This window comes from Brevundimonas aveniformis DSM 17977 (assembly GCF_000428765.1).
Taxonomy (GTDB): domain Bacteria; phylum Pseudomonadota; class Alphaproteobacteria; order Caulobacterales; family Caulobacteraceae; genus Brevundimonas; species Brevundimonas aveniformis.
Map to the genome: position 1 here is coordinate 137,044 of NZ_AUAO01000003.1, position 16,568 is coordinate 153,611.

Annotated in this window: 22 protein-coding genes; all 22 read left to right on the forward strand. The window is 63.5% G+C overall.

What is annotated here, in order from left to right:
* The first annotated feature begins 198 nt into the window (after nucleotides 1–198).
* The 22 genes from G391_RS0109115 (at nucleotide 199) to G391_RS0109220 (ending at nucleotide 16,566) form a co-directional block, all read left to right on the forward strand.
* Nucleotides 199–576, forward strand: coding sequence for an NADH-quinone oxidoreductase subunit A (locus tag G391_RS0109115; RefSeq protein WP_029087242.1), 378 nt, complete (start codon nucleotides 199–201; stop codon nucleotides 574–576).
* Nucleotides 546–1,127 carry a NuoB/complex I 20 kDa subunit family protein gene (locus G391_RS0109120; RefSeq protein WP_156893914.1) on the forward strand — a complete coding sequence of 194 codons (582 nt, stop codon included), beginning with the start codon at nucleotides 546–548 and terminating at the stop codon, nucleotides 1,125–1,127. Before G391_RS0109115 ends, G391_RS0109120 begins: the two co-directional genes overlap by 31 nt.
* Nucleotides 1,128–1,150: 23 nt before the next feature.
* Nucleotides 1,151–1,756 carry an NADH-quinone oxidoreductase subunit C gene (locus G391_RS0109125; RefSeq protein WP_051257270.1) on the forward strand — a complete coding sequence of 202 codons (606 nt, stop codon included), beginning with the start codon at nucleotides 1,151–1,153 and terminating at the stop codon, nucleotides 1,754–1,756.
* Nucleotides 1,753–2,112 (forward strand): hypothetical protein, encoded by a 360-nt coding sequence (locus tag G391_RS0109130; protein ID WP_029087245.1) that lies wholly within the window; start codon nucleotides 1,753–1,755, stop codon nucleotides 2,110–2,112. Before G391_RS0109125 ends, G391_RS0109130 begins: the two co-directional genes overlap by 4 nt.
* Complete coding sequence (locus G391_RS0109135) at nucleotides 2,112–2,489, forward strand: hypothetical protein (RefSeq protein WP_029087246.1); 378 nt, start codon at nucleotides 2,112–2,114, stop codon at nucleotides 2,487–2,489. Before G391_RS0109130 ends, G391_RS0109135 begins: the two co-directional genes overlap by 1 nt.
* Nucleotides 2,490–2,491: 2 nt before the next feature.
* Nucleotides 2,492–3,706, forward strand: a complete 1,215-nt coding sequence (locus tag G391_RS0109140) for an NADH-quinone oxidoreductase subunit D (RefSeq protein ID WP_029087247.1) — start codon at nucleotides 2,492–2,494, stop codon at nucleotides 3,704–3,706.
* On the forward strand, nucleotides 3,706–4,077 hold the full coding sequence (locus tag G391_RS0109145) for an SgcJ/EcaC family oxidoreductase (protein WP_029087248.1): 372 nt from the start codon (nucleotides 3,706–3,708) through the stop codon (nucleotides 4,075–4,077). Before G391_RS0109140 ends, G391_RS0109145 begins: the two co-directional genes overlap by 1 nt.
* Nucleotides 4,074–4,484 (forward strand): hypothetical protein, encoded by a 411-nt coding sequence (locus tag G391_RS0109150; RefSeq protein ID WP_029087249.1) that lies wholly within the window; start codon nucleotides 4,074–4,076, stop codon nucleotides 4,482–4,484. Before G391_RS0109145 ends, G391_RS0109150 begins: the two co-directional genes overlap by 4 nt.
* Nucleotides 4,481–4,678 (forward strand): hypothetical protein, encoded by a 198-nt coding sequence (locus G391_RS15620; protein WP_029087250.1) that lies wholly within the window; start codon nucleotides 4,481–4,483, stop codon nucleotides 4,676–4,678. Before G391_RS0109150 ends, G391_RS15620 begins: the two co-directional genes overlap by 4 nt.
* On the forward strand, nucleotides 4,679–5,359 hold the full coding sequence (nuoE, locus tag G391_RS0109160) for an NADH-quinone oxidoreductase subunit NuoE (RefSeq protein WP_029087251.1): 681 nt from the start codon (nucleotides 4,679–4,681) through the stop codon (nucleotides 5,357–5,359). It begins immediately after the preceding gene.
* The gene (locus G391_RS0109165) at nucleotides 5,359–5,622 is read left to right on the forward strand and encodes a hypothetical protein (RefSeq protein ID WP_029087252.1); all 264 of its coding nucleotides are present in this window, start codon (nucleotides 5,359–5,361) and stop codon (nucleotides 5,620–5,622) included. Before nuoE ends, G391_RS0109165 begins: the two co-directional genes overlap by 1 nt.
* Nucleotides 5,623–5,624: 2 nt before the next feature.
* Complete coding sequence (gene nuoF / locus G391_RS0109170; protein WP_029087253.1) at nucleotides 5,625–6,941, forward strand: NADH-quinone oxidoreductase subunit NuoF; 1,317 nt, start codon at nucleotides 5,625–5,627, stop codon at nucleotides 6,939–6,941.
* A gap of 14 nt (nucleotides 6,942–6,955) precedes the next feature.
* Nucleotides 6,956–7,447 (forward strand): TM2 domain-containing protein, encoded by a 492-nt coding sequence (locus G391_RS0109175; RefSeq protein WP_029087254.1) that lies wholly within the window; start codon nucleotides 6,956–6,958, stop codon nucleotides 7,445–7,447.
* Between the two features lie 74 nt (nucleotides 7,448–7,521).
* Nucleotides 7,522–8,169: a hypothetical protein gene (locus G391_RS0109180; RefSeq protein ID WP_035304214.1), complete on the forward strand. Its 648-nt coding sequence runs from the start codon at nucleotides 7,522–7,524 to the stop codon at nucleotides 8,167–8,169.
* Entirely contained in the window at nucleotides 8,169–10,217 is a 2,049-nt protein-coding gene (nuoG, locus tag G391_RS0109185) for an NADH-quinone oxidoreductase subunit NuoG (protein WP_029087256.1), read from the forward strand. Before G391_RS0109180 ends, nuoG begins: the two co-directional genes overlap by 1 nt.
* Before the next feature lie 4 nt (nucleotides 10,218–10,221).
* Nucleotides 10,222–11,289, forward strand: coding sequence for an NADH-quinone oxidoreductase subunit NuoH (gene nuoH / locus G391_RS0109190; protein ID WP_029087257.1), 1,068 nt, complete (start codon nucleotides 10,222–10,224; stop codon nucleotides 11,287–11,289).
* Complete coding sequence (locus G391_RS0109195; protein ID WP_029087258.1) at nucleotides 11,286–11,501, forward strand: hypothetical protein; 216 nt, start codon at nucleotides 11,286–11,288, stop codon at nucleotides 11,499–11,501. The genes nuoH and G391_RS0109195 overlap by 4 nt, the downstream gene beginning before the upstream one ends.
* Nucleotides 11,501–11,992, forward strand: a complete 492-nt coding sequence (gene nuoI / locus G391_RS0109200; protein ID WP_029087259.1) for an NADH-quinone oxidoreductase subunit NuoI — start codon at nucleotides 11,501–11,503, stop codon at nucleotides 11,990–11,992. The genes G391_RS0109195 and nuoI overlap by 1 nt, the downstream gene beginning before the upstream one ends.
* Before the next feature lie 101 nt (nucleotides 11,993–12,093).
* The gene (locus G391_RS0109205) at nucleotides 12,094–12,717 is read left to right on the forward strand and encodes an NADH-quinone oxidoreductase subunit J (protein ID WP_029087260.1); all 624 of its coding nucleotides are present in this window, start codon (nucleotides 12,094–12,096) and stop codon (nucleotides 12,715–12,717) included.
* Entirely contained in the window at nucleotides 12,717–13,022 is a 306-nt protein-coding gene (gene nuoK / locus G391_RS0109210; protein WP_029087261.1) for an NADH-quinone oxidoreductase subunit NuoK, read from the forward strand. Before G391_RS0109205 ends, nuoK begins: the two co-directional genes overlap by 1 nt.
* 9 nt (nucleotides 13,023–13,031) lie before the next feature.
* Nucleotides 13,032–15,071, forward strand: coding sequence for an NADH-quinone oxidoreductase subunit L (gene nuoL / locus G391_RS0109215; protein WP_029087262.1), 2,040 nt, complete (start codon nucleotides 13,032–13,034; stop codon nucleotides 15,069–15,071).
* A gap of 4 nt (nucleotides 15,072–15,075) precedes the next feature.
* Complete coding sequence (locus tag G391_RS0109220; protein ID WP_029087263.1) at nucleotides 15,076–16,566, forward strand: NADH-quinone oxidoreductase subunit M; 1,491 nt, start codon at nucleotides 15,076–15,078, stop codon at nucleotides 16,564–16,566.
* The last annotated feature ends 2 nt before the right edge of the window (nucleotides 16,567–16,568 follow it).

Consider the following 16,568-nt stretch of genomic DNA (forward strand, 5'->3'; position numbering starts at 1 on the left):
ATGGCGTAGGGGGTTGAGGCCCCAAATCGACGCTTCGCCAAAGCTAACGCCGCCGGATTAAAGAGACCATAATTGGGATGTGGTTCTGACGGCGGGAGCGGATTTGACAAATTCAGCCCCGACATGGGTTTGAACGCGCTCGGCCTTCGGTCTAAGAAGCCTCGATTCCGCCGTCTTCCCCGGCCCGGACCCTTTCGCATGAATGAATTCCTGCTCGAATATCTGCCGATCCTGATCTTCATGGCCATCGCGGCCGTGTTGGGGCTCGGCTTCATCGTCGCCGCCCTCGTGCTCGCGCCCAAGAATCCAGATGTCGAGAAACTCTCGGCCTATGAGTGCGGCTTCAACGCCTTTGATGATGCGCGCATGAAGTTCGATGTGCGGTTCTATCTGGTGTCGATCCTGTTCATCATCTTCGACCTGGAAGTGGCCTTCCTGTTCCCCTGGGCGGTGACCCTGACGGACCTGGGCCGGCCGGAGATGGTCTTCGCCTTCTGGTCGATGATGGTGTTCCTGGGGGTGCTGACCGTCGGCTTTCTCTATGAGTGGAAGAAGGGAGCCCTGGAATGGGAGTGATCGTTCCGGCCGGTGCGGCGGCGCGTTCGTCTGTCGAGGGCTATGATCCCAAGGTCCACGACCGCTTCTTTGAGGCGGTGAACTATGAGCTGGGCGAGAAGGGTTTCGTCACGGCCCCGTTGGACGACGTCATCACCTGGGCGCGCACCGGCTCGCTGATGTGGATGACCTTTGGTCTGGCGTGCTGTGCGGTGGAAATGATGCAGGCCTCGATGCCGCGCTTCGACATGGAGCGGTTCGGTATGGCCCCGCGCGCCAGCCCGCGCCAATCCGACCTGATGATCGTGGCCGGTACTCTGACCAACAAGATGGCTCCGGCGCTTCGTAAGGTCTACGATCAGATGCCCGATCCGCGTTATGTGTTGTCGATGGGTAGTTGCGCCAACGGCGGCGGATATTACCACTACAGCTATAGTGTCGTGCGCGGATGCGACCGCGTTGTGCCTGTTGACGTCTATGTGCCGGGGTGCCCGCCGACGGCGGAGGCGCTGCTCTACGGATTGCTGCAACTGCAGAAGAAGATCCGGCGCACGGGGACGATCGCACGATGAGCGGGGCAGGAACTCCCAAGGCCATGAAGGCCCTGGCCAGCGCAGCCAAGAAGGCCTGCGGCAAGGCGGTCATCGACAGCAAGGTCGCGTTCGGCGAGGTGACGATCACGGTCAAGCGTGAGCAGATTGTCGACGTTCTGAGGACGCTAAGGGACGACCTGGGCTTTCAGCAGCTGGTCGACCTGTGTGGCGCGGATTTCCCGACACGGGCCGATCGGTTCGACATCGTCTACCATCTGCTCAGCCTGACGCGGAACGAACGGATCAGGGTCAAGGTGTCGACGGACGAGGCGGCTCCGGTTCCAAGCGCCATCCCGGTCTATCCCAGCGCCGAATGGTTCGAGCGCGAGGCCTTCGACATGTACGGGGTGTTCTTCTCGGATCACCCGGACCTGCGCCGGATGCTGACGGACTACGGGTTCGAGGGGCATCCGCTGCGCAAGGACTTCCCGATGACCGGCTATGTCGAGGTCCGCTACGATGACGAGTTGAAGCGGGTGGTTTATGAGCCGGTCAAGCTGGCCCAGGAGTTCCGCAGCTTCGACTTCCTGTCGCCTTGGGAAGGGGCCGACTACGTCAAATGGTCCGGCCAGTTGCCGGGCGATGAGAAGGCGGGAGGCAAGGCGTGATCCTGGTCAGCCTGCTTTCAAACCTTGCGGTCCAGACCGCTGCCGAACTGACACCGGAACAAAATCTGCGTGCGGTGGCGCTCTGCGTGGCGGTGCTGGAGTATCCTGGCGCCCATCCCGAGGCCGATACGGCTCGCGCTGCGTGGCGTCAGGTGCTTTCAAGCGTGCCGCAGTCGGATACGGAGTCCCAGCACGCGGCGGTTGATGCGCATTTCGAGACGTTCAATCAGACGGCGCAGCGTTCAAATAGCGACGGCGTCCGGGTTGCACGGGCGCTCGGAACGGTAGCGCCGAACTGTCTGTCGGCCGAAGGCGCTGAGCGGGCCGCCCTTCGAATCGGCGTGGGGAGCCAGTGATGAAGTTGGCGTTCCTCCTTTCGGTAGCCGTGTTCGTCGCATTCGCTGCAGGTTCGGCAACGGCACAGGACCGACCGGTCACGCCGGTTCGCGGCGCGGCCATGTGTGCGGCGGCGGCGGATATGCTGGTCGCCAAGCACGATGGCGGCGAAGATCTGCAGGCGCTGGCGGCCATCTGGCGGCAACACCTGGCGATCATCGAGCCCGACGCGGCTCGCCAGGCGGAAGCGATCGAGCTGGAGCGCGTGACGTTTGATCGGGGTGATCCGGCTCAAACGACGGTCGAGCGGAGCTTCGCCACGATGTATCTGCGCACGGCCTGCCTGTCCCAGGAGGGGCAGACGGCTTTCCTTCAACGCTACAGCGGGGCGCACTAGGCATGGCTGACGACCTGAAACCCACCGCCCTGGCGTCGATGGACGAGGACCGCAAGTTCACCATCAACTTCGGCCCGCAGCATCCGGCCGCGCACGGGGTGCTGCGTCTGGTGCTGGAGCTGGACGGCGAGATCGTCGAGCGCGTCGATCCGCACATCGGCCTGCTGCATCGCGGCACCGAGAAGCTGATGGAGGCGCGCACCTACCTCCAGAACATTCCGTACTTCGACCGGCTCGACTACGTCGCGCCGATGAACCAGGAACACGCCTTCTGCCTGGCCATCGAGCGGCTGCTGGGCCTGGAAGTGCCGTATCGCGGCCAACTGATCCGGGTGCTGTACTCGGAAATCGGCCGGATTCTGAACCATCTCCTGAACATCACCACCCAGGCCATGGACGTTGGCGCGCTGACGCCGCCGCTGTGGGGCTTCGAAGAGCGCGAGAAGCTGATGATCTTCTACGAGCGCGCGTCGGGCGCGCGCTTGCACGCCAACTATTTCCGCCCCGGCGGGGTGCATCAGGACCTCCCTGACGCGCTGGTCGATGACATCGAAAAGTGGGCGAAGGAATTCCCCAAGGCCCTGGCCGACATTGAGGCCCTGGTTACCGAGAACCGCATCTTCAAGCAGCGCAACGTCGACATCGGCGTGGTGTCCAAGGAGCAGGCCCTGGCCTGGGGCTTCTCCGGCGTGATGCTGCGCGGCTCTGACATCGCCTGGGACCTGCGCAAGTCGCAGCCGTATGAATGCTACGCCGAGCTCGATTTCGAGGTGCCGGTCGGCAAGAACGGCGACTGCTGGGACCGCTATCTCTGCCGCGTGGAAGAGATGAAGGAGTCGCTCAAGATCATGCAGCAGTGCATTGATCGGCTAAGGAACAATCCGGGGCCGGTGCTGTCGACGGATCACAAGGTGACGCCGCCGCGGCGGGCCGAAATGAAGCGGTCGATGGAAGCCCTGATCGAACACTTCAAGCTCTACACCGAAGGCTTCCGCACGCCTCCGGGTGAGGTCTATGCCGCCGTTGAGGCTCCCAAGGGCGAATTTGGCGTCTATGTGATCTCGGACGGGACCAACAAACCGTACCGCTGCAAGATTGCGGCCCCGGGCTTTAAACACCTCCAGGCGATGGACTGGATGAACCGCGGCCACCTGCTGGCCGACGTGTCGGCCATCCTGGGGTCGCTGGACATCGTGTTCGGGGAGGTCGATCGCTGATGTTCGACTGTCTGGCCATGGAAGTCGTGGACGCCCAGGTGGAGGCGTGGCGCGCGCGCGATGCGGCGGCGTTTGCGAGCCACTATGCGCCGGACGCCGTCGTCGTCATGGGTTCCAACGAGGACGAGGTCCTTATTGGACGCGAGGCGATCCAGGACTTTTACGGCAACGCCTTCCTGGAGATGCCGGCGCAGATCGAACTGACCATCAGCAATCGGATCACCTCGGGTGACTATGTGATCGACGAGGGAACGCTCGTCGGCGACCAGGTCGCGGGCGAGGCTGTCGTCATCTATCAGGTGCGCTCGTGCCAGATCGTGCGCGCCGAGATTCTGCCGTGGGTCGAACACGGTGAAGGCGTCGCGGAATGAGCGACTTCCTCATCCAACCCGTCATCCTTCAGGACCGCTGGATCTGGTTCGGCGGGCTGATGGCGTTCAGCACCTTTCTGACGGTGATGTTCTCACCGCGTCGCCGCGCCGCCATCGGCTTTGTCCGGGTGGCGTTGGGGCGGGCCAGTCAGCTGGTTGTGCCCCTGGCCGGCGTCATCGTGGTGCGCTCAGGTTTTCGCCAGGCCTACCTCGCGGATGACCGCTCGTGGTGGGACGCCATGTGGATGAGCATCGTCTGGATGTCGGGTTTCCTGTTCGTCGGCCGACTGGTCGTGGCCAATATGCCGCCGACGTCGATCTGGCTGCGCGATCTGCGCAAGGCTGGCTCGGATGTGTGGAAGGATCGGCTGGGTCGTTGGGCCAGAAGCGCGGTGAAAATCCGATGAGCGCCGCATCGACAAAACCCATCAGCGAAATGGTCCGTGCAGGCTGGACCGTCGAACACTATTCGGCGGCGCTCGGGTCCTATGGGCTGATTGAGCATTGCTTCCACCTGACCCGTTCAAACGGGCGCAAGATTGTGACCGTGCGCTCCAAGATCATGGGGACAGGTGTGGACGTCACGGAACTGGAGATCTGAATGTCGGCGCGTCGTCTCGCCAAGGATCAGCCCAAGTCGTTCGCCTTTTCCAAGGCGACGATGAAGACGGCTGAATGGTGGATCGCCAAATATCCCGAGGGCCGTCAGCAGTCCGCGGTGATCCCGATTCTGTGGCTGGTCCAAAAGCAGGAGGGCTGGGTTTCCGAGCCGGCCATGGCCGCGATCGCCGAGCTGTTGAGCATGCCCAAGATCCGGGTGCTGGAGGTTGCGACCTTCTACACGATGTTCATGCTCGAGCCGGTCGGAACCTCGGCCCTGATCCAGGTGTGCGGCACCACGCCGTGCATGCTGCGCGGCTCGGGTGAGCTGATGAAGGTGTGCGAAAAGCGGATCGGGCCCAAGGACAAGCTGTCGGCCGATGGTCGGTTCACCTGGCAGGAAGTCGAGTGCCTTGGTGCCTGCGCCAATGCGCCGATGGCCCAGATCAACGACTATTATTTCGAAGACCTGACGGCCGCGGATATGGAGAAGATCATTGATGACTTCGCCGCCGGCAAATCGCCCAAGCCCGGCCCGCGCGTGAAGCGCCAGACCTCGGCCCCTGAAGGTGAGCCGACCAGCCTGACGGATGCCAAGCTGTATGACGGATCGGCGGCCAAGCCGATCAAGTCGCTGCCGAATGCTGCGCCCAAGGCCAAGAAGAAAAAGGAGCCGGCGTGATGGCGCGCCCGGATTTGAGCACCCCCGAGGGGTTGACCGCCTACCGCGCCGAGCTGCGCGCGGTGGCCCAGCCGGTTCGCATGGCGGCTTTCGCGTTGGTGCTGATCGGGGCAGCGGTCGTGGTCGCCGGCGTGTGGATGGACGTCCCCGCCTGGGCGATCAACGGCGGTTACATCGCGCTGGGGATCGGCTGGATCATGATGGTCGCGGCCGTCTTCATGCGTACCCGTTATCACCGTCGCCGCATGGCGGAGCCTGAATGAGCATGGTCGGAATTCTTCAAGACAAAGACCGCATCTTCACCAACCTGTACGGGTTCCATGACTGGGGCCTGGAGGGGGCGAAGACGCGTGGATGCTGGAACGGTACCCGCGACATGCTGGATCAGGGTGGCCCGTGGATCATCGACCAGATGAAGAACTCGGGCCTGCGCGGCCGGGGCGGCGCGGGCTTTCCGACCGGTCTGAAATGGTCGTTCATGCCCAAGGAGGTCCGCAGCGACCGTCCGCACTATCTGGTCGTCAACGCCGATGAGTCCGAGCCCGGAACCTGCAAGGACCGGGAGATCATGCGGCACGATCCGCACCTCTTGATCGAGGGCTGTCTGATCGCGTCCTTCGCCATGCAGGCGCACGCCTGTTACATCTATCTGCGCGGCGAGTATGTGCTGGAACGCGAGCGCATGGAGGCGGCGGTCAAACAGGCCTACGAGGCCAGGCTGATCGGCAAGAACAACGTCCACGGCTGGGACTTCGACGTTTATATTCACCACGGGGCAGGGGCCTATATCTGTGGGGAAGAGACGGCCCTGCTGGAAAGCCTGGAAGGCAAGAAGGGCCAGCCGCGCCTGAAGCCGCCGTTCCCGGCGGGGGCGGGCCTGTACGGCTGTCCGACCACGGTGAACAACGTCGAATCCATCGCGGTCGCCGGGACGATCCTGCGTCGTGGCGCGGAGTGGTTCGCCGGCTTTGGCCGGCCCAACAACACCGGCACCAAGCTGATGTCCCTGGCGGGCCACGTGAACCGGCCCTGCGTCGTCGAGGAGGCCATGTCGATCCCGCTGCGCCAGTTAATCGAGGATCACGGTGGCGGCGTGCGCGGCGGCTGGAGCAACCTGAAGGCCATCATCCCCGGCGGTGCCTCGTGCCCGGTCATCACGCGCGAACAGGCCGAGACGGTGCTGATGGACTTCGATTCCATGCGCGAGATGCGCTCGTCGCTGGGAACCGCCGGCGCGATCGTGATGGACGAGTCCACCGACATCGTGAAGGCGATCGCCCGCATCAGCTACTTCTTCAAGCACGAGAGCTGCGGCCAGTGCACGCCGTGCCGCGAGGGCACAGGCTGGATGTGGCGGGTGCTGGAGCGGATGGCGGTCGGCAATGCCGAACCGTCGGAGATTGACCTGCTGCTGGACGTGGCCGGTCAGGTCGAGGGCCACACCATCTGTGCGCTGGGCGATGCCGCGGCCTGGCCCGTCCAGGGCCTGATCCGGCATTTCCGCCATGAGATCGAAGACCGTATCAACGAGTACCGTTCGCGTAAGGGATCATTCCAGGGCCACGCGGTGGCCGCTGAATAAGGGAGACGACGACGATGCGTGGAAAAGTATTGTCCTACCAGGACCTAGAAGGCACCGGCGTGATCAGCGGTGATGACGGCCAGCGTTATAATTTCGTGCGAGGCGACCTTCAGGACGGCGTGCGGACCGTGCGCGTCGGAGCCGACGTCGACTTTCAGGCAGACGGTGACAAGGCCGGCGGTGTCTATGTCATCGGGGGCGGTACATCGGCGGCGGCCGACAGCATCAACGAAGCTGTCGAGGCTTTTTCCGGCGGCGAGAAAAACAAGGTGGTCGCCGGCATTCTGGCGATCCTTCTGGGCGCCTTGGGCATCCACAAATTCTATCTGGGCATGACCCAGCCCGGCATCATCATGCTGCTGGTCACCGTTGTGGGCTCCATCGTCTTCGGGATCGGTCCGATGGTCATGGCCATCATCGGCCTGGTCGAAGGCATCATCTATCTGACCAAGTCGGACGCGGCCTTCCAGCAGGACTACGTCATCGGCAAGAAGGCCTGGTTCTAGGACGAGCATCGTTGCGCCGTTTCATCCTGACATCGACGTTTGTGACCGCCGCAGCTCTCGTAGCTGCGGCTTGCATGCCTGCGTCCGAAGCGGAGGAGACGGCACGCGGTGCCGAGGCGACGGCAGATCGGACGTCGGGCCAGAGCGGCCTGAACGAACCGGCCCTGCCGCATGAAGGCCAGCGATACTGGCTCGCGCGACGTCAGTTGATGAACCAGGGCTACGAGCCGATGCCCGTCGCCGATGCAGACGTGGTCACCGTCTGTGTCGCGGAGATGGAAGCCGGGGAAACAATCGCCGGCGACTGTCCAGGCGAAACCATGGTCCTGCCCGAGGTCGAGGCCTGTGCCGGGACCGGCATGGCCAATTGCCGGACCAACTGGCGCCGCCTGGAAACGGGGCAACATCTGATTGTCTTCACGACGGGTGAGCCCCAACCGGGTGTGGTCAGCGGCCTTGAATGGAGCGATGCCCCGGCCCAGCCGACACGCACCGCCGAAGAGGCCTGTCGTCAGATCGTCGAGCGCCAGTTCGGCCAATCCGGCGATGCGGTCGCCTTCGAGGGATCGAACATTTCATGGCGCGCGCCGGTCGATGGCGGCCGAATGCGTTTCGCCTGTGCTGTAAACGGCGATCGGGTCACCCTGACCCGCGATGGCCAGGTGCAGACCTTCAGTTTGAATCAAACGGCGGCCAACCCCGCCCAGGAAGAGGCCCACTGATGCCTATCGCCAAGGTCAATGGCCAGGAGGTCGAGTTTGAGCCGGGGATGACCGTGCTTCAGGTGGCCGAGCGTGCGGGCGAGGAGATTCCGCGGTTCTGCTACCACGAGCGGCTGTCGATCGCGGGCAATTGCCGGATGTGCCTGGTTGAGGTGAAGCCGGGGCCGCCCAAACCTCAGGCGAGCTGTGCCCTGCCGGCGGCGGAAGGCCAGGAAATCTTCACCAACACCCCGATGGTCGAAAAGGCCCGCAAAGGGGTGATGGAGTTCCTGCTGATCAACCATCCGCTCGACTGCCCGATCTGTGACCAGGGCGGCGAGTGCGACCTCCAGGATCAGGCCATGGGCTATGGCCGCGACAACTCTCGTTACGGCGAGAACAAGCGCGCGGTCGAAGAAAAGCACATGGGTCCGACGATCAAGACTTTCATGACCCGCTGCATCCAGTGCACGCGGTGCGTCCGCTTCATCACCGAGGTGGCGGGTACGCCCCAGATCGGCATGGTGTCGCGCGGCGAGGGGGCCGAGATCACCACCTATCTGGAAAGTGCGGTCGATTCCGAGCTGTCGGGCAACGTCAACGATCTGTGCCCGGTCGGCGCCCTGACGCACCGGCCGTGGCAGTTCCACTACCGGCCGTGGGAACTGAAGAAGACCGAGACCATCGATGTGATGGACGCCCTGGGCTCCAACATCCGGGCCGACAATCGCGGGTCCGAGGTGATGCGGGTGCTGCCGCGCGTCAATGAAGGCATCAACGAGGAATGGCTGAGCGATCGCAGCCGCTATGCGGTCGACGGGCTGACCCAGCGTCGCTTGGATAAGCCGTGGGTGCGCGATAGCCGCGGCAAGCTGAAGCCGGCGACCTGGGACGAGGCGCTGGCCGCCGTTGCGGACCGGCTGAAGGTGGCCAAGCCTGAGAAGATCGGCGTCATCGCCGGCGATCTTCAGGACGCGGAATCGATGTTCGCGACGCTGGAGCTGTTCCGCGCGCTGGGGAGTTCCCACACGGATTGCCGTCAGGACGGCGCGGCGCTGGGCGGCTCGGATCGCGCGGGCTGGCTGTTCAACTCGGGCCTGCAGGGCATTGAACAGGCCGATGCGGTGCTGCTGGTTGGGACCAATCCGCGGACCGAGGCCCCGCTGTTGAATGCGCGCCTTCGCAAGATCTGGCTGGCGAACAAGGCCCGGATCGGGGTGGTCGGGCCGGCGGCAGACCTGACCTATGAGTATGAGCATTTCGGTACGGGCGCCGACACCCTCGCCAAGCCGCCCAAGGGCCTGACTGACTTTTTCAAGGGCGCTGAGCGTCCGGCGATCATCGTCGGGGCCGGCGCGATTTCCGGCAAGGACGGCGCGGCGGTGTTGAACGCCGTGGGTGCGCTGGCCAAGAAGGTCGGCGCGGTGAAGGACGGCTGGAACGGCTTCAATGTCCTGCACCATGCCGCCGGCCGCGTTGCCGGATTGGACATGGGCTTTGTGCCCGGCGAAGGCGGCCTGTCGGCCATAGATATGGTCAAGAAGGGCAAGCTGGATGTGCTGTTCCTGCTGGGGGCCGACGAGATCGACGCCTCGGCGACGGGGGCCTTCAAGGTCTATCTGGGCAGCCACGGCGATAGGGGCGCGCACGGCGCGGACGTGATCCTGCCGGGCGCGGCCTATACCGAGAAGTCGGGCCTGTACGTGAACACCGAAGGCCGGGTGCAGATGACTGAACGGGTCGTCTTTCCGAAGGGCGAGGCCAAGGAAGACTGGGCCATCATTCGCGCCCTGTCCGAGCGGGTCGGCCAGACGCTGGGCTATGATACCCTGGCAGCTCTGCGGGCCAAGCTGATGGCGACGCACCCGACCTTCGGGCGGATCGGCTATCTGGCGCCCGCACAGACGTTCGACGTGGCGGCGCTCGGCGCCAAGGGCGATCTGGGTAAGGGCGCGTTCGCGCCAGCCCTGTCGGACCCGTATCTGACCAATCCGATCGCACGGGCCTCGGCCACCATGGCCGAACTGTCGGCCCAACGCGGCGGCGCACGCCTGATGGCGGCGGAGTAGGGCGATGGATTTCTGGACAACACCTCTCGGCTGGACCCTGATCACCGTCGGCGGGATCCTGCTCGTCACGGTCGGGATCCTGATCTCGCTGGCGTTCCTGCTGCTGGCTGACCGGAAGATCTGGGCCGGCGTGCAGATGCGAAAGGGTCCGAACGTGGTCGGGCCGTTTGGCCTGCTGCAGTCGTTCGCCGACTTCTTCAAATTCGTGCTGAAGGAGGTCGTGATCCCGTCCGGCTCGGACAAGACGGTCTTCCTCTTGGCGCCGCTGATCACCTTCATCCTGGCGTTCGCGGCGTGGGCGGTGATCCCATTTGCGCCGGGCTGGGTGGTGGCCGACCTGAACGTCGGGGTGCTGTACCTGTTCGCGATTTCGTCGCTGGGGGTCTACGGCATCATCATGGGCGGCTGGGCGTCCAACTCGAAGTATCCGTTCCTGGGCGCTCTGCGTTCGGCGGCCCAGATGGTGTCCTATGAAGTGTCCATCGGCTTCATCATCGTGGCGGTGATCCTGCTGTCAGGGTCGATGAATTTCACCGATATCGTCGATGCCCAGGCTGGCTGGCTGTGGGACTGGAACATGTTCGGCAATGGGGCCAGGAACTGGCCGACCATCGTCATCATGATCCCGATGCTGGTGCTGTTCTTTGTTTCGGCCCTGGCTGAAACGAACAGGCCTCCGTTCGATCTGCCCGAGGCGGAGTCCGAACTGGTGGCCGGCTATCAGGTCGAATATTCATCGACGCCCTATCTGCTGTTCATGATCGGGGAGTACGCCAACATCGTGCTGATGTGCGCGATGCTGACCATCCTCTTCTGTGGGGGATGGCATCCGGGGATCGTCACGACGGCGTGGGTTGAGAGCCTGCCGTCCTGGATGAGCTACACGATCTTCCTCCTCAGCTTCATCATCAAGGCGGTGCTGTGGTTCTGCGCCTTCGCGCTCGTGAAGGCCTTTGTGCCGCGCTACCGCTATGACCAGCTGATGCGCTTGGGCTGGAAGATATTTCTGCCGACGTCGCTGGTCGCTGTTGTTCTGGCGGCGGCGTGGCAGGTGTTTGGAGTCCACGGATGATGCGTCTCGCCCTCATTGCCCTGGCCGGCCTCGGAGCCGTTGCCTGCACCATTGACGGACCGGAGCCCGGCTCAACCAGCGTCCAGGCCGAACTCGAGCGCCAGGAGCGTGTTCGCCGCGAGGTCGAACACCGCGAGCAGCTTTGCCGAATGATTGACCGCAACAGTGAGCGGTACGAGGCGCAGTGCGCCCGTGATGGAGGAAGCCACTGATGTTCGCCCGCATCGCCCAGGCCGCCAAGGGGGCCATGATGCTCGATGTGATCGGCGCGGTCGGTCTGTCGTTCAAATATATGCTGCGCCCCAAGGCGACGGTGAACTATCCGTTCGAGCGCAATCCGCAGTCGCCGCGTTTCCGGGGTGAGCACGCCTTGCGTCGCTATGCCAACGGTGAGGAACGCTGCATCGCCTGCAAGCTGTGTGAGGCGATCTGCCCGGCCCAGGCCATCACCATCGAGAGTGAGCCGCGCGCTGACGGTAGCCGCCGCACGACCCGCTACGACATCGATATGGTCAAGTGCATCTACTGCGGCCTGTGTCAGGAGGCCTGCCCGGTCGATGCCATCGTTGAGGGGCCGAACAGCGAGTTCGCGACCGAAACGCGCGAAGAGCTGTACTACGACAAGCAGCGGCTCCTGGAGAACGGTGACCGCTGGGAACGCGAAATCGCCCGAGCCCTGGAAATGGACGCACCGTACAGATGAGCCGGATTCAACCCCATCGCTGCCTTGGCATCGTGCGCCAGCCCGGTCTAGAAGGCGCGCCAAGCCGGTGCGACTCGCCGTCCGCCGAGGGAGCTGTCTAAGTGATCGCCGCGATCGCCTTTTATGTCCTGGCCGCCGTCAGCGTGTTCGCCGCGCTGCGCGTCGTGCTGGCCTCCAACCCGGTCCACTCGGTGCTGTGGCTGATCACCGCCTTCTTTTCGGCGGCAGGTCTGTTTGTGCTGATGGGGGCGGAGTTCCTCGCCATGCTGCTGGTCGTCGTCTACGTCGGGGCGGTGGCGGTGTTGTTCCTGTTCGTCGTCATGATGCTGGACGTGGATTTCGTGAAGTTGCGTGAAGGCTTCACCCGCTACATGCCGTTCGGAGCCGTCGTCGCCTGCATCCTGTTGGTGGAGATGATTCTGATTTCGGCGGCGGTCGCCGCGCGCGGGGCCGGGGCCCATGCGCCGGGCGTTCAGCACGCCACCGATGTCACAAACGTCGAGGCGATCGGGCGGGTGCTCTACACGGACTATGTCTACATCTTCCAGGCCGCCGGCCTGGTGCTCCTGGTGGCCATGATCGGGGCCATCGTGCTGACGCTGCGGCACCGCCCGCACGTCAAGCGTCAGGACATTCACACCCAGGTGACCCGCGACCGCAAAAAGGCGCTGGCCATGACCCGTCCCGAAACCGGTGCGGGCGTTCGACCGGAGGATCTCGTCTGATGATCGGCCTGGCGCATTATCTGGCGGTCGCCGCCATTCTGTTCACCATCGGGGTGTTCGGGATCTTCGTGAACCGCAAGAACATCATCATCATCCTGATGTCGGTCGAGCTGATCCTGCTGGCGGTGAACATCAACTTCGTCGCCTTCTCGACGCACCTCGACGACGTGGCCGGGCAGATCATGGCCATGTTCGTCCTGACCGTCGCGGCCGCCGAGGCGGCAGTCGGTCTGGCCATCCTGGTGACCTTCTTCCGCAACCGCCGCGACATCGCGGTGGACGATGCTTCCGTGATGAAGGGCTAGACCGTGCCGATTGAAACCCTCGTCACAATCGGTGTTTTCGCGCCCCTGGTCGGCGCGGCAATTGCCGGACTGTTCGGACGCCGCATCGGCGACACCGCGTCCATGGCGGTAACCACCGGCCTGTTGTTCGTCTCGTGCGCCGTCGCCTGGACGGTCTTTTACCAGCACACCTGGGGGCACATGGAGGCGTTCACCCTGCGCCTTCTGCCGTTCATCAACATCGGCGATTTCCAGTCGGCCTGGTCGATCCGTATCGACGCCCTGTCGGCAGTGATGCTGATCGTCGTGACGACGGTGTCGGCGCTCGTGCACCTGTATAGCTGGGGCTATATGGCGGACGATCCGCACAAGCCCCGGTTCTTCGCCTATCTGAGCCTGTTCACCTTCGCCATGCTGGCGCTGGTGACGGCGGCGGACTTCATGCAGCTGTTCTTCGGCTGGGAAGGCGTGGGCCTGGCGTCCTATCTGCTGATCGGATTCTGGTACAAGAAGGACACCGCCTCGGCGGCCGCCATCAAGGCGTTTGTGGTCAACCGCGTCGGTGACTTCGGCTTTGCGCTGGGGATTATGACGGTCTTCTGGATGTTCGGCACCATCGAGTTTGCCGAACTGTTCCCGCAGATCGCGTCCAAGGCTGGAACGACCTGGCACTTCATCGGTCAGGACTGGTCGGCGCTGGATCTGGCCGGGGCGTTGCTGTTCGTCGGTGCCATGGGCAAGTCGGCGCAGTTCCTGCTCCACACCTGGTTGCCGGATGCCATGGAAGGCCCGACCCCGGTGTCGGCCCTGATCCACGCCGCGACCATGGTGACGGCGGGTGTCTACATGGTCTGTCTGTTGTCGCCGATCTACGAGTACGCCCCGCTGGCCGCGCAGATCATTGCTGTCGTCGGCGCCGTCACGGCCCTGTTCGCGGCGACGGTCGGCCTGGCTCAGAACGACATCAAGCGGGTCATCGCCTATTCGACCTGTTCGCAACTGGGCTACATGTTCTTTGCGGCGGGCGTCGGGGCCTATCAGGCCGCCATGTTCCATCTGTTCACCCACGCCTTCTTCAAGGCGCTGCTGTTCCTGGGGGCCGGCTCGGTCATCCACGGGATGCACCACGAGCAGGACATGCGGAAGATGGGCGGGCTGATGAAGCTGCTGCCGATCACCTATGCGGTGATGACCATCGGCACCATCGCCATCACGGGCCTGGGCATTCCGGGCGTTGGGGGCTTCGCAGGCTTCTATTCGAAGGACTCGATCATCGAGAGCGCCTTTGCCTCAGCGACGTCGGGGCATTCGCCGGTGGCCTATTTCGCCTTCTTCGTCGGCCTGCTGGCCGCCTGTCTGACGGCCTATTATTCGTGGCGTCTGATCTTCATGACCTTCAACGGCAAGGCCGTGTGGAAGGAAGAGGCGGCGCATGACGATCATCACGCGCACGATGCTCATGCTCACGACGACCATGCCCACGACGATCATCACCACGGGCCGCTGAAGCCGCATGAAAGTCCGGCGATCATGCTCGTGCCTTTGTTGGTACTGTCGATCGGTGCGATCTTTGCCGGCTGGTACTTTGCGCCCGAATTCATCGGGCACCACGAGGCCGAGTTCTGGCGCGGTGCCATCTTTGTGGGCGAACACAACCACGTCCTGCACGACAGCCATGACGTGCCGACCTGGGTGAAATGGGCTCCGCTGGTGCTGACCTTGATCGGGACCTTTGTGGCCGTGTGGTTCTACATCCTGCACGCCGGACTGGCGCGTCGGATGGCCGATCGGGGAGGGCCGCTGCACGCCTTCCTCTACAACAAATGGTACTTTGATGAGCTGTACCAGGCCACCTTCGTTCGCGGTGCTAAAGCGCTGGGCGATCTGTTCTGGAAGATCGGCGACATCAAGATCATCGATGGTCTGGGCCCCAACGGGGTGGCCTGGCTGTCGCAACGCGTTGGCCGGCGACTGTCGATCTGGCAGTCCGGCTATGTCTATCACTATGCGTTTGTGATGCTTCTCGGCGTGGCCGCGTTGCTCGCCTTCGCCTTCAGCCTGGCGAGCTGAGCCGATGCCGATGATCCTTTCCATCGTCACCTTCCTGCCGCTGGTCGGTGTGGCGGCCATCCTGCTCACGCGGGCCATGGCCAGCTCATCTGAGGCGCCGGGCCTGGACAATCGGGCGCGCTGGATCGCGCTGATCACGACGCTGGTCACCCTGGCGGTGTCGGTGGTCCTGGTCGCGCAGTTCGACGCATCGAACCCCGACTATCAGTTCGTCGAATATGTCCCGTGGTTTGCGGGTGTGGCCTATCACATGGGCGTGGATGGGATATCCATCCTGTTCGTGCTGCTGACGGCCTTCCTGATGCCGCTGTGTATCGCCGCCAGCTGGAAGCCGATCACCAATCGGGTGGTCGAATACATGATCGCCTTCCTGGTGCTGGAAACGCTGGTGATCGGCGTCTTCACGGCGCTGGACCTGTTCCTGTTCTACATCTTCTTCGAGGGCGGCCTGGTGCCGATGTTCCTCATCATCGGCATCTGGGGCGGACAGAACCGGGTCTATGCGGCCTACAAGTTCTTCCTCTACACCCTTCTGGGGTCGGTGCTGATGCTGGCGGCGATGCTGTACATGTTCGCCACGGCGGGCACGTCTTCGATCCCGGAGCTGGCGCAATACGCCTTCGATCCGAACGTCCAGACCTTCCTTTGGTTGGCTTTCTTCGCCTCATTTGCGGTGAAGATGCCGATGTGGCCGGTCCACACCTGGCTGCCGGACGCCCACGTTCAGGCCCCGACGGCGGGCTCGGTTATTCTGGCCGGTATCCTGTTGAAGCTGGGTGGCTACGGCTTCCTGCGATTCAATCTGCCGATGTTCCCCGATGCCTCGGCGATGTTCGCGCCGATGGTCTTCGCCCTGTCGGTCATCGCGGTGATCTACACCTCGCTGGTTGCCTTCCGGCAGACCGATATCAAAAAGCTGATTGCCTATTCGTCGGTCGCCCACATGGGCTTCGTCACCATGGGCATCTTCGCCGCCAATGCGACGGGCGTGCAGGGCGCGGTCTATCAGATGCTCAGCCACGGCATCATCTCGGGCGCGCTCTTCCTGTGCGTCGGGGTCGTCTATGACCGGATGCACACCCGCGAGATCAGCTTCTATGGCGGGCTGACCGACCGGATGCCGCGCTATGCGGCCATCTTCCTGCTGTTCACCATGGCCAATGTCGGCCTGCCGGGAACGTCAGGCTTCGTCGGGGAAATCCTGACCATGACCGGCGTGTACCAGGCCTCGACCTGGGCGGCGTTTGGGGCGGCAACAGGGGTGATCCTGTCAGCGGTCTATGCGCTGACCCTTTATCGCAAGGTCATGTTCGGCCAGATCACCAATCCGAAACTGAACGACATCACCGATGTCACGCCGCTGGAGATCGCGATCTTCGTGCCGCTGATTGTCGGCACCCTGTGGCTGGGTATCTATCCGGCTGCCGTATTCGACATCACCCAAGCCTCGGTCGACCAACTGGTCACGACCTATCAGTCGGCCATCGGGGGCTAGGA

Coding starts and splice junctions, on each gene's coding strand:
- G391_RS0109115 (WP_029087242.1), top strand. CDS start 199: ATGAATGAATTCCTGCTCGAATATCTGCCGATCCTGATCTTCATGGCC.
- G391_RS0109125 (WP_051257270.1), top strand. CDS start 1,151: ATGAAGGCCCTGGCCAGCGCAGCCAAGAAGGCCTGCGGCAAGGCGGTC.
- G391_RS0109135 (WP_029087246.1), top strand. CDS start 2,112: ATGAAGTTGGCGTTCCTCCTTTCGGTAGCCGTGTTCGTCGCATTCGCT.
- G391_RS0109140 (WP_029087247.1), top strand. CDS start 2,492: ATGGCTGACGACCTGAAACCCACCGCCCTGGCGTCGATGGACGAGGAC.
- G391_RS0109145 (WP_029087248.1), top strand. CDS start 3,706: ATGTTCGACTGTCTGGCCATGGAAGTCGTGGACGCCCAGGTGGAGGCG.
- G391_RS0109150 (WP_029087249.1), top strand. CDS start 4,074: ATGAGCGACTTCCTCATCCAACCCGTCATCCTTCAGGACCGCTGGATC.
- G391_RS15620 (WP_029087250.1), top strand. CDS start 4,481: ATGAGCGCCGCATCGACAAAACCCATCAGCGAAATGGTCCGTGCAGGC.
- nuoE (WP_029087251.1), top strand. CDS start 4,679: ATGTCGGCGCGTCGTCTCGCCAAGGATCAGCCCAAGTCGTTCGCCTTT.
- G391_RS0109165 (WP_029087252.1), top strand. CDS start 5,359: ATGGCGCGCCCGGATTTGAGCACCCCCGAGGGGTTGACCGCCTACCGC.
- nuoF (WP_029087253.1), top strand. CDS start 5,625: ATGGTCGGAATTCTTCAAGACAAAGACCGCATCTTCACCAACCTGTAC.
- G391_RS0109175 (WP_029087254.1), top strand. CDS start 6,956: ATGCGTGGAAAAGTATTGTCCTACCAGGACCTAGAAGGCACCGGCGTG.
- G391_RS0109180 (WP_035304214.1), top strand. CDS start 7,522: ATGCCTGCGTCCGAAGCGGAGGAGACGGCACGCGGTGCCGAGGCGACG.
- nuoG (WP_029087256.1), top strand. CDS start 8,169: ATGCCTATCGCCAAGGTCAATGGCCAGGAGGTCGAGTTTGAGCCGGGG.
- nuoH (WP_029087257.1), top strand. CDS start 10,222: ATGGATTTCTGGACAACACCTCTCGGCTGGACCCTGATCACCGTCGGC.
- G391_RS0109195 (WP_029087258.1), top strand. CDS start 11,286: ATGATGCGTCTCGCCCTCATTGCCCTGGCCGGCCTCGGAGCCGTTGCC.
- nuoI (WP_029087259.1), top strand. CDS start 11,501: ATGTTCGCCCGCATCGCCCAGGCCGCCAAGGGGGCCATGATGCTCGAT.
- nuoK (WP_029087261.1), top strand. CDS start 12,717: ATGATCGGCCTGGCGCATTATCTGGCGGTCGCCGCCATTCTGTTCACC.
- G391_RS0109220 (WP_029087263.1), top strand. CDS start 15,076: ATGCCGATGATCCTTTCCATCGTCACCTTCCTGCCGCTGGTCGGTGTG.